Origin of the sequence: Trinickia sp. NRRL B-1857 (genome assembly GCF_050470685.1) — a bacterium.
Classification (GTDB): domain Bacteria; phylum Pseudomonadota; class Gammaproteobacteria; order Burkholderiales; family Burkholderiaceae; genus Trinickia.
The window spans coordinates 614,118-631,398 of record NZ_JBFLUK010000001.1; the positions used below are offsets into that span (position 1 = coordinate 614,118).

Sequence of the window (17,281 nt, forward strand, 5' to 3'; positions counted from 1 at the left end):
CTCATCTCAGCGGGATCGATTTCGGCTCCACCACCTGCCCAGTCACTGCATTCCGATAGGCGTGGATTTCAAACTGCGATCCGTCTGCAGCCGTATAGCTTGTACTGCTCACTTTGCTCCAATCGCTGACCTGGCCGCCATACTCAGAGACCAGGCGGGAGGCATCCCTCAAAGTAACGTTGGTCCCGTTCCCTGCAATGCTAATACCGTTTCCGGACATCAACTGCGACAGTTGCTCTTGACTCGCCAACGACTTGTTTAGGTTTAGTCCATTGATGACGTTAGCTGCACTATCTGCCCCAGCGGTCGGGTTTGTTGCTGCGGCGCTCGACAAACTACCCGCAACGAGCCCACTAATCCCGAAGACGCCGTACGTCTCACCGATACCGCCCACCACCGGATTGCCGTATTGGAAGTACGGCGTGTAGCCCGACGCTCCCGGCAACGAGCCGCTTGCCAGGTTCAAGCCAACGTTGCCCATCCCCTTCAGCAGATCCAGGTTCGTCGCCGATTCCATCGCCGGCACATTCGCGCCCGCGACGAGCCCATCGGCAACGTTGTCCGGCATATGGAACGCGAGCTGATTGAAGGCGTTCGTGGCCGTGTCGCTGACGCTGCCCAGCACGTTCTTAGCCATCTGCAAGCAGCTTTCCGGGTGCCCCAAGCAGTTGTTCAGCGCTTCGTTTTGCGCAGCGCTCGCCCCACCCATCGCATTTTGCCCAGCCAGCCCCGCGGCAAGACCGCCCACGAGTGACGCGATCCCACCAATCGCAGCAGTCTGCCCCGACGTAATGTTCGGATCACCACCCGTCACCGCGTTCGCAACAAACGGCGTCAATACCGCACTAGCCGCCCCACCAATGGCCCCACCCAAGCACCCCGTCCCCTCCGCGGCGGACGCAGCACAGCCCAACGCCGCATGTGCTACATCGTAGCCAATAGACCCTTGCGCGAAGAACGAACTCGAGTCCTCTCCCGCGTTACCAATCGCGTATGCCCCCGCTGCCGCCAAATCGCCTACAGCATCGTTCTTCAGGTTGTTGAGGAAGCTGCCGCCTTCGATCGCCGTCTGCACTCCGGCGTTGATCGTTGCGGTCGCGCCCATGGCCGCAATTTCCGTCGGCAGATTGCTCGCGGCCGTTTGACCTGCTTCGGGAACCAACGAGCCGCCGATGTTAGAAATACCCGCCAACTGCCCCAGCGTGCTTGTATTCTGCGGCAGACTATTCAACCCTTGGTCCCAGTTTCCGATACCAAGAGAGCCCGTGGTGCTGTTGTAGGTAATGCCGTTCGTTAAGCCTGCCGTCAGCCCACCGATTGCCCCCGCTTCCAAGATCGAACCGAAATTAATCCCGTTGCCGGAGATCACCTGACTCGCGAGACTTCCCGCCATTCCGCTGGCCATGCCGACGACGACCGCTTCCCCGAGCGTCATGCTTGCTAACGTCGCGCCCATCGCCGCCGCTGCCGCGCCAGCCGTCACGATCGAAGCCGCAATAGCCGCCACCATCGCAGCGATCTGCGACACTCCGAACCCACCCGCCGCCACAAAGTTCGTGTGCAGGTTGTCGCTAACCGTCGTCTGCGTGAAATTGCCGCCCAACTGCTGAAGCACCTGCCCCAGCAACTGTTGTGTCGCAGCGTTGTTCGCAGAACCGTCCGCATTGACTTCCTGCAACAGCCCACCAATCTGATTGAGCTGCGACACGTTCAACGACATCTGCCCAGCCGCCGCAGTCATGAAACCGCCTGGCTGTACGACCGTGCCCGTCGTTTCTTCGTATCCCGAATCCATGTCGTTACCAGCGTTCGTCCAGATTTGGCCGACGTCCACCTGGTTCGCCTGGTTCGTCAACGTTCCCGTATTGACCGTCAACGATCCGTCCGAAGCGATCGTGCCGGTGTTCAGAACGCTGCCACCGTTATCCTTATTTCCAAAATTGAGCTTGATGCTGTCGCTCGCGACGATGTTCCCGTCCGCCGATAGCGCCGATGTATTCGCAGGCAAGTACACCTGCGGCATCAGCGCCGTCACGGTCGGACATGCCAGCGTGCCCGTCGCCGAGCACCCCGGCTCAGGTACGGTCTGCTCCACGTACCACAGCATCGGCTGCGTCAGCTCGTTGATCTGCTGCTGCGTCAGCGCTTGACCTAACTGGATGTTGTTCGCCTTGGCATACTCCGTTGCGTTGGCATACAGGACCAGCTTTTCCTGATCCGTGACCGATAGCTGCTCTTGGCTATCGCTCGCGAGTCCATTGACGAACGTCGCCTGGCCCGTTTCCTTCAGAGCCTGCGTTTGCAACGCCGCATCTTCCGCCTGCGGGTTGTAGTAAAACAGCGATGTGCCTGGCTGGAGGTTTGACGGCAAGTTCGCGAGCAACAGCTCGGGCGTGACGACATCCAAATTCGTACCCGTACCGCCAAGTACATAATTCGGCCCCCGTGTGGCGTTGCTGGACGCCGCCGCTCGCACAGCGGAAAACGGTTGCACGCCAAGCGTTGCCGGGATCGACAAGTTAAGCCCGCCCGAAGCCGGGGCGAGACTGATCACTTGCGGCGGATTGCCTACCGTGGGCGTGTAGGTATTCGACTTCGTGATGCCGTTCGCCAGGTTTGTGCCGGTAAGCGAGACCGTCTGCCCCACCACATTGCCAACGTTGACGATTTTCCCGCCTGAGGTGATCGATAGATTCGGGGCTTCGATCGTCGAAGCGATATTGCCGACCGGCGTCGGCGGATCGATCACACCACCTACATTCGTGTACGCGCTGCCGTAAAGTGCGGTGCACTCGGCCGAACTACCGCAGCCCCATACTTCGTGCGTCGCGTCCTTCCTGAAATCGCCTCGGTCCTGGATCCAGTGCGAGTGCCAATACGCGTTAAGCGTTTGCGCTTGATTGACAACGGGGCCTGCCACATTGATCGTGGCGTTCGCTCCGGCGGTGATCAGGCTGCCCACGTTCGTCAGCGTCCCGGCTTGCATATTCAGCGTGTTGCCGGCGCCGATGACGGACGACTCGCCCGATTGCTGATCGACGTATCCCTCGCAGTAGCTGCTGTTGTACCCGCCGGCGGTCATACACCCGGAGTACTGTTCGATCTTGCCGTAATTCTGATGCACCGGTACGGGTGGCGGCATCGTATTTGTGATCGCCCCCGAGACGTTCAATGAGATGTCGTTACCAGCGAGGATGTTGCCCGACGTATTGGTCAACGTCTGAGCGGCAGTAGTCGATCCCGCACTTGACCCAACGCCCGACACCACAATGTTGTGGCCTGCAATCAAGTTCCCGTAGGTGTTGTTAATGGTGCCTGCGGAAATCGTCAAGTCATTGCCGGCGATGATCGAGGCGTTGTCTTGCGTATAGCTGAACGTCGCCGTATTGGGGTTCTCGCCCCTAACGTACCCGTTGAAATCAAGACAGTTGTATCCGGTCGTCCCGGCCACGCAACCCGTTTGCGTCGACGTTTGCTGGTTATTGACGCCTTGATTCGTTACCGTCGCACCGGACAAGTTTACGTTGTGCTGCGCGTAAAGCGTTCCCTCGTTAACTAGGTTTCCACCGCTTATGTTCAGATCGTTGCCGGCAGCCACTAGACCCGTCGGAGTGGACCAAGTTAACGTTGCGTTAGCCACACCAGGCGTGAGATTGCCAAGCACGAACTGCAACGGATAAACATTGTTTGCCGGGTCCAGCGAATTAGGTGCAGTAATCCCCGGCTCACACGGGTATTGACACTGTGCGCCAAAAGGCACCACCGCAAGAATTTGGTTGACGAAAGATGTCAACTGCGCTGGATCGACCCACGTGGTGGACGTCTGCGTAAGCGTCGGTGCTACAGCGCCGTTACGCAACGATTGGACGTTCAGCGAAACGTTACCGCCGGCCCCCACTTGCCCGCCTTGATTCGAGAACGAATTCGCCACCAACGAAACGTTGGCGCCCGCGGAAATGGTGCCGGCATTGCCCGGCTGTTGGACGGTGGTAGTTCGATATACCGTCGGGAGCGTAAGGGATACCGACGCCAACGCCCCATTCATTACACTGGGTTCGACAAACCATTCGTTAGCAAACACCGGAATGTCGCCAGCGCCGTGGTCACTAAGGAGTTCAACATTCAACTCGTTGAACGTTACCGTCCCGGATCCGGCGATCGGCGTTTGTGATGCCAGCGAGCAATCGGCCTCGCACCGGCCCGCCTGCGCAGGATTGCTATTGGTCGCGTTCTGAAGCGTACCCCACAGGCCGGTCGGCGACAGCAAGTTCCCCAGTGTAGCCGTTCCGGATATGAGTCCAGTACCGCTGTCGCCATCGGCTGCGGTTTCTTGCCATGGGTACTGCCATTGCTCAGTGCCAACCACCGATGACCAAAGAACGTTAGGATCGGTAACAATCGTCGTGGAGGTCGTCGCCCCCGTTGGCATCGTCTGATCGTTCTCAATTGTGGCCGCCGTGATGCTGACGTTATTCCCAGCGACAATCTTCCCACCGGTATTGTTCACATCCCCCGAGAGATTGAACGCCACATTGCCCTGGGCCTGAGTCGTACCTGATTGATTATCGAAACTAGACCCGGACGCGTTGACACTGCCTTGCGCCTCGATCGTCCCGCGATTGATGACAGCGCCGGACAGATTGACATCACCGTCGGCATGCACGCGCCCATCGATGGCATTCGACAACACCCCCGATATATTGACCGAAGAGCCCCCGACAACTTGCCCGAAGTTCTCGATTACGCCATTCGATGAAAGTGAAAACGCCCCCGTGCTATTGACCGCCCCGTGAATTACCGCGCCGTTGAGCGCATTAACCGAAGCACTCCCCGCGTTGACATTCCACGTCCCGCCAACATCGAGGCTACCCACGGTCATCGACAGCTGCCCACCGGCATAAATCCCACCGCCCGATGCGGCAGACGGATCCCACGCCATGTTTGCAAGCGATAGCGCCGCGTTATACGCCGCACTCATCTGCCCGTTGGTGTTGTCGAATCCCCCCGTTCCACCCAACACGGTCAACGACAAATTGCCGGTCGTCGCCCCTGCCTGAAACGGGTTACCGGCGATGATCAAGCCGTTCGCATTGCTGAACGTGCCCGTTGTGACCGTCACGGCATCATTGCCGAGAATCGTCCCACCGCCGTTCGCCAGATTGCCGCCAACGTTGATGGTCGTCGTTTTACCGTTGATCGTGCCGGCGTTCGTCATGTTCGACGATGCCGTCAGCGTTGTCGCCCCCGTTGAAGCGAGCGACGCGCCCGAGCCGTTCGATATCGTTCCCGCGCTGACGGTAAGCGGACCACCCGACAGCACCTGGCTGTTCGCCGCGTTCGTGTACGAGCCGCCGTTCGCGTTGAACGATGCCGCACCCGCGACTAGGGTCTGCCCCGAGGTCGTAATTGCGCTCGTCGCCGTTTCTGTCAGCGCACCACCGACGATCATCGACCCGCTACGGATCGCGGCGCCACTCATCGCGGCATCGTGCGTGACATAGAGCTGTGCCGCGGTGGTGTCCACGGTGCCCCGCGCGGCAGCCGTGAAGCCTTGAGATGCGGTTGTCGTTCCCGTCATCGTGACGTTGCCGCCGTTCAACGAGACGTTGCCGGCCAGCACATTCGTACCGCCAAGTGCCAAGTTTTGGCCTGCGGTCAACGTTGCCGTGCCATTACCTTGCAAACCTGCCGCGGTCAAATTGCCGCTTGTCGCGGTCAACGTCAGCGCGCCGCCCGCTGCGATGCCCGATGTCGCCGTCAGGTTGTGGGCCGCCGTCGCGTTGAATGTGCCGCCGACTTGCGCAGGCCCGAAGCTCATGCTGCCGGCCGTAGACGTCAATGTCGCGTTACCGACCGCCGTGAGCATCCCCAACGTCAGATCGTTAGCGCTATGGACCGATACGTTGCTGGCACTCTCGATGCCCTGACCGAGCGAAAGCGCACCACCGGCCGTAGCGTTGATCGCTTGCCCAAAGGCCAGGCCGCCCGTACCGGTCATGTCTCCGCCCGCTTGGAACGTACCCGCACCGTCGCCCCAAAGCATCCCGGCAATCGACATCGCACCGCCCGATGTCAGGCTCGTGTTTCCGTTGACGAGCGCGGAGCCGATCGACAGCGCGCCCCCGGAAGTCGCCGTGAGGTTCGTAACAGCCGATACCGGTCCATTCAATGCCAGCGCACCGTTCGTGGCAGCGACATTGATATCGCCGTTCGCGCCGAGCGAACCGCTAATCGTTAGGTTTCGCCCAGCAGTGGCCGTGAAGGCACCGCCCGCCGTCGTTTGCCCTCCAACCGTCAAATCGCGCGCGGCGGACAGCGTCGCTGCGCCGCCCGCTTGCGCTGCGCCTACAACGGTAAGATCGCCGGCCCCGTTGTGTCCCAGGGCCTGCAACGTCAGCGTCGTTCCGGACTGTACGCTGCCAAACGAGGCATCGTTCGCAGCGCTCGCGTTGACCTCCTTCGCTGCGGTCAGGGCACCCACGACGCCGATCGAGCCTCCCGAGCGCAAAGTGGCAGCCCCGTTGCCGAACGCGATCGAAGCCGCATTTATATCGCCGCCCGCTTGCAGCACCCCGGCGGATGCGTCCGCCGCTTGCCCGCTCAGTGCCCCGAGCGTCATCGAGGTACCCGACGTGAGCGCGATATCGCCATTCGCCGTGGTCGCCCCGCCGATAGCGAGCGATTGCCCCGCGGATGCCGTCAATGCGCCCTGTCCGGCTACTCCATTTGCAGATAAGGCGCCGGTTTGCGCAGCCATCGATACGTCGCCGACCGAATTGAGCGCACCCGTCAACGTAAGGTTGCGTCCCGCGCTCAATGTCGTAACCGCGCCGCTGTTTGTCGTCCCTGCGACCGCGATGTCCCGTGCGGCTGAAACGTTCAATGCACCCAAGGCAGCGACGTTGCCACCGAACTTCGCGTCTCCGCCGCCGGCATTTCCGGTCGCCGTCACGGTTAGCGATTGGCTTGCTTGAACGCTACCTAGACCGGCGCTATTGCGTGCGGTGACGCTAACCGTTTTGGCTGCAAGCGAACCAGTGAGAGCCGTATCGTGCCCGGCGGTCAACACGGCAGCGTTGCCGGCGGAAATCGCACCCGCTCCACTAAGATCGGTACCCGATGTCAGCGTGGCGTTACCTTGTGCGCTCATTGCACCAGATACCGTCAGAGCGGCACCGGCATTCGCAACGATGTCCGTCGCCGCGGTAACCCCCGCACCGAATGTGGCATTGGCTCCAGCCGACGCAGTCAATGCCCCGCCCGTCGTCAAGCCCGCGGAAGTCGTCAAGTTGCCGGACGCGGCACTGAGCGAGAGATCGGTCGTTGCGGTAACAGCATTGGCCACGGACAAGTTTCGGCCGGCATTGACGCTGCAAGATGCACCGCATGCAAGGGTGCCCATCAGTGCGACATCTCGCGCCGCATTTACGCTAAAGGCGCCGGGCGAGGCGACTGCGCCGTTCACCGTTACGTCTCCGGGTCCACCAAGAGGAGCGGACGCCGTTCCTTTGGCCGTAAGGGCAATCGACGTCGCGGATGTCAACGCGCCGAGCGTTGCACTTCCAATCGCGGTGACTTGAATCGCGTTCGCTTGAAGCAAGCCGGTCAAATTGACATCGGTCGCGGCATTGAGGGTCGCCGCCCCACTGAACACACCGGTAGTCGTCCCGCCGCCCAGATCGTTGATCGCGGCGCCGGCCGTGAGCGTCCCGTTTGCGCCAACGAGCGTCCCGCCAAGCGTCAGGTTGCCGCCGGCGTTCAGGTCGACGTCGCCGATCGCACTCGTCGACGTGCCGAGCGCGATGTTTTGGCCGGTCGCGACGGTAAGCTTGCCGCCGCTATTGATCCCGCCCGTGGCCGAGAGGCTCCCTGACGTGGCGACCAAGGTGGTGTCGCCGACCGATTCGATCGCACCGCTCACCTTGATATCGTGCGACGCGCCCACGTTCGTCACCGCCCCGCCGCCGAGCTTGCCGTTGACGATGACGTCTTGCGCAGCCGTCAAGCTGACAGCGCCCGGAGCAGCCGACGTGCCGTTAAGCGTGATCGTACCGCCGCCTGCCGTACCGTTCGCCCTCAGTATCAATGCGTTCGAAGACTCCGTATCGGCCAGCGTCAAATCATTGCCGGCGGTAATGCCAACGCCCGCGCCTTGCAACAATCCGCCGAGTTGAACGTTACGTCCCGCCAGTACGGTCGCGCTCTGCGCGAACGCCGTGCTTCCTGTGCCGTTCAGATCGCGGCCGACGACGAGCAACCCCGAGGCCTTTCCATTCAGCGCGCCGCCCAAGGTCATGTCTTGGCCCGAGCCGAGCATCACCGTGCTCGCGACGGTCGTTGGTCCACCCAACGCGAGGTTGGTGCCCGCGCTAGCGGTGAACTTGCCGCCTACGTTCAGCGCGCCGCTCGTCGTCACATTGCCTGTGTTTGCGGTGATGCCAAGATCCGTTGCGGACTGTATCGCGCCAGTTACCGACACATTGCGTCCGGCATTCAGCGCAATCGCACTTCCCCCCGATAACGTGCCCGCTACGTTGACATCACGGGCTGCATTGAGCGTCGTGGTGTCGACAGTACTCGACGCGCCGTTTAGCGTTACGTCTCCGCCTCCTGCCAAGCCGAATGCACCGACCGCCAGCGTCGAACCCGATTCGACGTTCGACAGCGACGCGCTGTTACCGGCCTGAACGTTGAGTTGCCCGGCCTCGAGCACGCCGGTCAAGTCGACATCGTGGTTGGCCGTCAACACAGCGGCCTTGGTAAATGCCGTCGCCCCGGCACCGGTCATGTCGGTACCGGCCGCGAGCGTCCCACTCAACGCAACGAGCGCACCGCCCAACGATAGGGATTGCCCCGCCGATATCGCCGCGCTGCCCACCGCACTTGTTTGCTGTGAACCAAGCGCAAGCGCCTGTCCGGCAGACATTGTCAGCGAACCGTTCGTACTTACGTTCGCAACGGCGTTCAATGACCCGGCTGTCGCCTTTATCGACATGTCACCGATCGAGCTCAATGCACCGTTTACGCTGACGTTGCGTTGTGCGGTTGCATCGACCGTATCGTTTCCGGCCAAGGTCCCGGTCGAGGCAAGCGTCAGGTCACGCGCAGCCGCTAGCTTCGCGGCACCGAACGAAGAGATGGCGCCGCTCAGCGTTACGTCTCCGCCACCCGATGTGCCTAGCGCCGTTACGTTCAACGTCTTGTTCGCTTGGACGTTGGCAAGGGTGACGGTATTGCCCGCGGTAATGCCGACATTCGCACCTTGCAGCGCGCCTTCGACGTTGGTGTCACCACTCGATGTAAGCGACGCGTCCTTCAAGAAGTTCGCGCTACCGACGATATCGAGCTTGCCGGATGACGTCAGCGTACCGTTACCTTGCGCGGCCAGGGTGCCCGTCACCGAGAGATCGCCGCCAGCGGTCAACATTGTGTCGCCGACGCTAGATGCGGCGCCGCCTAACGTCAACGCTCCCCCGGAGTTCACACTCAATGCGCCGCTGGCGTTCAGCTTGCCCGTCGATGAGACCGCGCCAGCGGCGGAGATTGTCATCGCCTGGCTGGTACCGGCCGTTTGAAGGGTTCCTGCGATAGAGACGTTACGTTTGGCGTTCAGCTTCATCGCATCGGCGGCAGCAAAAGCGCCCTTGATAGCGATATCGCGTGCTGCCATGACGTTCGTCGCACCGATCGAGGAGCCATTGCCGTTAAGCGCGACATCGCCCGCTCCGGCGGTCCCGTTTGCGGTCACGCTTAGGTTGCCCGTGGATTCCACGTCCGCAAGCGTCACGCTGTTGCCGCCGACGACTTGTAGTTCCCCGCCGACCAATTTGCCCGTCAGCGCGACATCTCTGCCCGCGGTCAGTCCGCCTTGCGTGCCGAACGCGATCGACCCGTCGCCGGTGATATCGGTACCTGCCGTCAGCGTGCCGGCCGCTTGGCCTAGTACGACGCCGGAGACTTCGGCTGCCTGCTGCGCAGTGAGCGTCGCTACCCCGGTTGCTGCGATCCCTCCCGCGATAGCTAGATTGCGCTGGGCAGATACCGACAAGGCCGCACCGGAAGCAAGGGATCCGTCGATTTGTGCATCGAGCCCAGCAGTCAGCGTTGTGCCTTGACCGGTCACTTGAGACGCGCTGCCGATTGTCGTCGTCGCGCCGGAGGTAAATGCGATCGCCCCGCCTGCATTGACGTTCGAGTTGATCGTCAGATTGCCGGCGGCACTGGCCGAGAATGCACCGCCGCTCGTCATAGGGCCGTTGAGCATGATGTCGCCGGCAGCCTGCCCTTGCGTCGCAACGGTTAGCGAACCGCCGATCTGCGACGTATTGAGCGTGAGGGACGAGCCAGCCGTGACGGATGCATTGCCGTTGGCCTGTAACGCGGCGATATTTGCATTGCCGCCCGCCGCAACGGACATGTTCGCGCCCGATTGCAACGTGCCCGTCGACGTCAAGTCACCGCCGGCGCTCAACTCATATCCGCCCACGCCTAACCCAGTCCCCGACAACGTCGCGTTCCCCGCACTCGTCATCGACACGTCTTGCTGCGCGGCGTGGCTGGCAGCCGTCAAATCCCCATTCGACGACAGCGTCAAATTCCCCGCATTGGCCGAGAGCGCCGCATCGGTCCTCACGCCCATGCCCTGCGCAGTACCGATAACGGAGATCTGCCCCGCCGTCATCGCACCGAAGTTCGTCGCATCGATCGCATAGCCTTGCGTCGCATTGCCGATCGAAGCTGCGGTATTCGCGCTTCCGTTCGACCGCGTCGCGTAGGTCGTGCCGGTTGCATCCGTCGCGTTCGGGCTCACGACTTGATCGCCCGCGATCACGTTGATCCGGGTACCGGCATACAGTGGCGCGTTGATGCCCACGGTCTCGCCGATCATGTCGATCGTCCCGACCGTACCTTCGATCCCCGCCCCCGGCCCGTTCGTGCCCGCGTTGCCTTCGATCTGGATGTGGCCGCCCTTCACGTCGTACGCGACCGCTTGGGCATTCGTGAAGTCCGTTTGCGTCCCGCCTATGCCCGTCAAGAACTGCGGCGTACCCGTGGTGAGCGTCACGCCGATCGTGTTCGTGAACCCCGCCCCGCGCACAGCAATCCCGTTCGGATTCGCGATGATCACGGTCGCCGGTGCGCCGAACACTTCCAGCGGACCGTTAAGCACACTCATGAACGCGCTGCCGGTCGAGGTGACCTGGTTCACGATCATGCTGGCCGTGCGGCCGTTCAGATTCGGATTGGCGGTTACGTTGCCGCCCGTCAGCGTCGTTCCGCCTTGCAGGCTGTTGTTCAGAATCAACCCGACCGGGTCGACGTTGAAGCTCTGATACTGATTGAGCGAGATCCCAGCGGCATTAGGCGCCGTGATATTGACGACAGGTACGCCGCCGCTCGCCCCCGTCGATTGGGTCAGCTTCGGTTGAAACGAGAGCGGTGCCGTGGGATCGGCGATTGCAGCGGCTTCGGCTACTTGCATCGCGAACCGGACACGCAGCGAGGCAAGGTCTTGAATCACGCCCCACGCATCGTCGCTCAGATGCCGCTCGCCCGCCGCCAGCACGCCCGCATCCGCACGGCCTTGCTCGACCGTCACCGTGATTGGGCCGATAAACAGGGTAGCCGCAAGCAGCGCGCTCAGCGCACGCTGCCACATGCGGTAAGGGCGTGCCTCACCCCTTGCGATGGTCCTGTCCGAATGCAATTGCAAACGCTCACGCGCTGCACGTGCTTGTTCGAACCGTTGCCAGCTTCCCCGTATCGACTTGTTCATGTCGGTGCGATTTTTGTTAGTTTATTGACGTCGTTCTATTTGCCGGCGGCCAGCCGGCGTTGCATCGCATCGAGCGATGCCCACCCCAACTACGACTTGCTTACAACCGCTGCCCAAGCTCACTGCTCGATGTGCGCGCTCTTCACGAGGTCCGTCACGACCTGTGCCGTCGCCTTCGCCATCGCGACTTGCTCGAGCTCCTTGCGCAATTGCGCCTTCGATTGATCGAACGTCGGAATCTGCGTCGGCCGCATTTGATCGACACGCAAAATCCAGAACTGATCGCCCAATTGAATCGGTGCGCTGGAAACGGCGCCCTGCGGCAATTTCACGAGCGCTTCGGCTACCGGTTGCGGCCAGCCTTGCGTCTGACCTTCGACGATCGGCGTCTTGAACGACACCCAATTCAGCGCCCCACCCTGCGCAGCGCTGGGCCCCTGGCTGTATTGCTTCGCGAGCTGCGCGAAATCGCCGCCTTTCTTCAATTGATCGAGCACCGTCTTCGCCGTGGCCGCATCCTTGACCACGATCGCGCTGGACTTGTATTCGTTTTGGCCGAGCGAGGCGACGATCGCATCGTACTTGGCCTTCACATCCGCATCGGTCACGGGCGCCGGCTTGATGGCGTCGCGCAGATACGCTTGCATCATGAGCATGGCCTTCGCCTGCTCGAGGCTAGCCTTCACGTCGGCATGCGTGTCGTAGTGGGCCTTTTGCGCAGCCTGACGAAACAGCTCACGCGCGATGAGCTGATTTTTCATCGTCGTGCGTACTTGGGGCGTGTCCGGCTGACCGCTCTGGCGCACCGCCGCGTCCACGTCCGCTTGCGCGATCGAAACGCCATTGACGCGAGCGGCAACGCCCGTGGGCAGCGTAACGCCCGCAGCGGGAGCGGCCGGTGCCGACTCTTGCGCGCCGAATGCGGGCGCGACGAGCATGCTCAATAGAGCCGTCACAGCGATGCCGTGCTTGAACGTCGTTCTCAGGTTCTGTTGGTTTTTCATCGGATGTCCTCGTGATTCTTAAGTTCGATAACGCAACGTGCAGCGCAATACTCGCTACGTCGCCCAATTCAAAGTAAAAAGCAGCACGCGCGATTTCGGCCCCAAGGCCGCGGGCTGCAATAAAGCCTGCCCTGCCAGCACCTCGCCCGAAATCGACTGTGAATGAAAGGTCCACTGCATGCGAGCACCGATCCCGACGCCCGCCATCGACGGCCAACCGCCTTGCGCAACCAGATGCGCCTTACCCCCGTCCAGGAACAGGTACGGCTCCCAATGCCCGCCGCGCCAGGCCGGCGCGTTCGACCAAACCCATTCGTTGCGCAGATAGAACCCGGTGTCCCCGCTCACGGCCGCCTGCGAGAAGCCCCGCACGGTGTCGCTGCCGCCCAGAAAGATTTGCTCGTTGCCGAAAAGTGCATCATGGCTGTACTGGCCGTTCAACGTGCCGCGATAGGTCCAATCGGTCGGTCCGATGCTAGCGAGCGGCAATTGCAACGTCGCATTCCAATCGGCCCGTGTGAACTGCGCGTGCGCATCGCTCTCGCCGATGCCTGGTTGGTTGTGTGAAGCGGCCAACCACGGCAAGCCTTGCGACACCCCGAATTCCGCCGTGAACGCGCCAGGCTGGTTGTGTGCCGCGAAGTGCCAAAGACCGGACAACGCCAAGCGCAAGACCGTCAAGTTCTCCGGCTCGAACTCGAAATCGTTGACGTTGCGCTGCGAGCTCATCTTCGTGAGGGTCGCGTCGACCGAAAGTCGCGACGTGGCCGAGCGTGCGAACACGTCGTTCCACCCGAGGATCTGGCTGAACGTGCGGCCGTACAGCAACGCCGTATCGCCGATCAACTGCTGATATTCCGATACCGACGTCGTATAGCTGAACGTCTGCGATCCGAACGGCACGGCGGCGGACAGCACGACCGCGTTCGTATCGGTACTCCCGATATACGAAAGCCCCAGCGACTCCTGAAACCCGAGTACGTTGTCTGCTTCGGCGCCGCCTCGATAACGAAGCTTGCCGGTCGAAGGGTCGCCGTAGTTGTCCACGCCGAGGTTGTAGTTGAATCGATTGCCGAACGCATTCGTGATCGCGACGATCGAATCGCCGGCGGCTTGGCCCGGCAACACTTGGATCTGGGCTTGATTGCGGCGCAAGCGATTGATCTGATCGACGCCTTGTTCGAGATCCGGCAACCGCAGCACGTCGCCGACGCTTTCGGGAAATGCCCAAGCCGTCCCCGCATCGGTGAGCAATCCACCGCCTTTCGTCTGCGGCAACCCGCTTTTAGGCAATGGCGGAGCCGGCCGCAGCGGCGCTCCGTTCAGCATGAACGCTTCGATCCGGCCGGGCACGATCGTCACGGCAAGCGTGCCCGTGGAGAGATGCTGCGGTGTGCTCAGATAGACACGCGTCGTGATGTAGCCGTGCGCGATATACGCTTCGGTCAATCGGCGCAGCAGCAAGTCGATACGGTTGCGGCCGAGGCGTTTGCCGATGAAGGGGCGCGTCACCGCATCGAGCTGCTTATCCGTCAGCACCGTTTCGCCTGAGAACGCAATATGGTCGATCAGGAACGTCGGCCCCGGATCGGGCAGCGTTTCGATGTCAGCGCTTTCCGGCAAATTCGGCACCGAGGGCAACGGCGCAGGCGCCGCCTGAATCTGTGCCGGCGCGGCGTTGAGTTCGCGCTGCCGCTGCTGCGTGCGCGCGTCATCGAGCATGCGCTGCCCCGGATCTTGAACCGTCGGCAATGCGGGCGGTGGCGCCGGCGGCAAGCTGGGCTGCCCCGGCGCCGGCCGTGGCGGCGACGGCGGCACCCCTTGCGCCGCCGCGTGGCATGCCGGCCACGACAAGGCCAATGCCGCCGAAAGCCGCATCAAGGCAACGCTTACAGGCCGAGCCATGAGACCAATCCCAAATGGCCACCGATCGTCACCGGCTGTTGGCGCGGCGGGGAGATCGTCACGATGCCTTTCGTTGCCGTCACGCCACCCGCTCCGGAAAACACACCGCCGTCGATGACGCCTTGGCCGACCAGCGTGACCTGGCCCGATCCGGCTTCGAACACGCCGCCGTCATCGTCCGCATACAGCGTCGCCCAGCTATTGCCGAACCATGCTTTGAGCCCGAAGTTGCGGTTGTAGGCCGAATAGCCCATGACGCCGCGTGCGATGACGGTCGGCGCGGCGATGGTCAAGTTGCCGCCGAACGAGTCGACGTATCCGCCCACGTTGAGCGCTTGCGTCCCGGCAGTGACGGAGATATCACCCCCGGCCTGAATCATTCCGCCGAAAGGCTGAACGGTGCTGGACGCGCTCTCGTGACAAAAGATCAAGCACGACTGCTGAAACGACGCTTGCCCCGTAAACACGGCTTCGTTCGTGAACTGCTGCTGCGCGGCGATTGTGATCTTGCCGGCGTTCGTCGTGATCGAGCCGCCGTCGTTGACAACGTTCTTGCCACTTAGCTTGATGTCGCCGCTATCGGACCAGATATACGACGTCTGCGTCGGCGCTTGCAGCGAGCCGTAGTCGACATCGAACCGATTGACGTCGTCAGAAAAGATGAAGCGATGGCCGTGATTGGAATACGAAGTCGGTGTGCCACCGTTCGCGCCGAACGTATGGTCGATGATGTTATCGATGTCGCCGCCAGCCGCGATCGTTACCGCCTGGTTCGATTCGATCCGTGCGTTGTGGTTGATCACGTTGCCGCCGGCCTTGATCACCACATCGTCTTTCTGACCGAAGACGACACCGAGCGTGCCCGGCTGCGTCGTGTCCGACGCATTGGTGAAATTGCCGGCTGCCGACAACGTGACGGCGCCGAGCGAGGCGGTATTGCCGGAAATACGCGTGGCGCCTTGAATCAGGCTACTCGTCTGCGTGATATCGCCGCTGCTTTGAATGACGACACCGCTCGCCTGCGAGGAGATCGTCGATTCGGTTACGCCGTCGTTCGTTGCGCTAAAGCCGGCGCTCGAGATCGTGACGCCGCCGCCAGCCACCACACTTGCGCCCTTCAGCGATAGCGCACCCGTCGCTTGCATCGCAGCATTGCCTGCGGCGGTCACGGTGCTGCCCGTGAGCAGTTGGATCCCACCCGCCGCATCGACCGTGAAATCGCCGGCGTTGGCGAGTATCGTTCCCGCGCTGCGCACACCCGCGCCCAGATCCGTCGCGATGAGCTTGATGGAGCCCGCCGTGACGCTGCCGGCGGGCTCGACGTCGATCGCGATGGCGTTCGGATTGGACGCCTGCGCGTTGGCCAACGAGAGCCAATCGTTATTGTTGTCGTTGGGTGACACGCCCGTATTCAGCGTCACTTGCGAAGTGCCCGCAACCGCGCGGACATAGGCCGTGGACGACGAGAACGCGTTCGTCACGGGACCATTCAGTTGGACCTGCTTCGCGATCAGCTCTAGTCCGATCAGCGTGCCGGCGAGGCCGCCCGGCCCGATCGTGATCGTTCCGCCTTGCGTGCCCAGCAAAACGTTTCGCTGAAACTGTCCCGGCGCCAGCTGTACGTCCGCGTAACTGACTTGCCCGGTGGTGAGCGCAACGTGGCCAGTGTTGACGAACGAGCCACCGTTGACGGTAATCCCATTCGGATTGGCCAGCACGACGTTCGCGCGAGAGCCGAGCACGGTGATGTCGCCCTCGATCAGACTCGGGTTCGTGCTGGTGACCTGATTGACGATCGTGCGTGCATTGGCACTCGTATTGTCGAGCGTCGCCCCGGCTCGCGTGACGTTGAAACTCGAATACGTGTTGCTCGAAACGCCGTATGTGGCGGGAGCGATCGAAACGGTTTGACGTCCGTCGCCCGAAGTGGTCACGCGCGTGGACGTGCCGCCGTCCGGCACGATGCCGGGCGCGGCGCCGGCATGTGCAAGCCGGACCACCATAAACGCCAGCAGCGCCGCGTGGCTCGAATGCCAGCGCGCACGCAGCCACAACCTACCCTTCGATTCGACGGCTTTACCCGTGAACCCCGCACGGCCTATCCGCAATTGCATTGGTCTATTTCGCCGATGCGTCCAGTCCGCGTTCAATCGCAGGCTTGCGCTCGGTTTTTGATGAATTATTTGTCTTGCCCCGGCACAGCGCTACGCTATGCCGAATCGCCCCGGAAACTGCGAGGCGCATGCTAACAAAAATCAACAGACAAATCGGTTAAAAAAAGCTATCGGGTAACGCCGGCTGACTTTCGACCCGGTCGCATTCCTCTATCAACCGTCCTGTTGAAAGGTATCGCTTTGTGCCGGAAAAACGGCGCGGATCCAGCCGGTACAAAGGTCAAAGGCCGATTAGACAAAGCCTTCTCGAAAGGCGTGATATTTTCGAAAATTACACCGGATCTTTCAATTTTCTTTCTGTTTTTGCAGTTTTCGATTGTCAAGATATGTTGTAAAAAAGCTGCCCGCCCCGCAGTCGCAATCGACTCATTCTTACGTCTGAACCATCCGTTTGCATCGATCTAGGGCGTCGTCCAACAAAT

At 61.7% G+C, this 17,281-nt stretch carries 4 protein-coding genes; all 4 read right to left on the reverse strand.

The features are described 5' to 3' along the window. Position 1: 1 nt before the first annotated feature. The 4 genes from AB1286_RS02925 to AB1286_RS02940 all read right to left on the reverse strand — a co-directional run bounded on the left by AB1286_RS02925 (position 2) and on the right by AB1286_RS02940 (position 16,799). The gene (locus AB1286_RS02925; RefSeq protein ID WP_430361846.1) at positions 2 to 11,776 is read right to left on the reverse strand and encodes a filamentous hemagglutinin N-terminal domain-containing protein; all 11,775 of its coding nucleotides are present in this window, start codon (positions 11,774 to 11,776) and stop codon (positions 2 to 4) included. Positions 11,777 to 11,895: 119 nt separating this feature from the next. Then, positions 11,896 to 12,780 (reverse strand): peptidyl-prolyl cis-trans isomerase, encoded by an 885-nt coding sequence (locus tag AB1286_RS02930; protein WP_430361847.1) that lies wholly within the window; start codon positions 12,778 to 12,780, stop codon positions 11,896 to 11,898. Between the two features lie 54 nt (positions 12,781 to 12,834). Next, positions 12,835 to 14,685, reverse strand: coding sequence for a ShlB/FhaC/HecB family hemolysin secretion/activation protein (locus AB1286_RS02935; RefSeq protein ID WP_430361848.1), 1,851 nt, complete (start codon positions 14,683 to 14,685; stop codon positions 12,835 to 12,837). Next, positions 14,670 to 16,799 (reverse strand): filamentous hemagglutinin N-terminal domain-containing protein, encoded by a 2,130-nt coding sequence (locus AB1286_RS02940; RefSeq protein ID WP_430361849.1) that lies wholly within the window; start codon positions 16,797 to 16,799, stop codon positions 14,670 to 14,672. The genes AB1286_RS02935 and AB1286_RS02940 overlap by 16 nt, the downstream gene beginning before the upstream one ends. Positions 16,800 to 17,281: the final 482 nt, after the last annotated feature.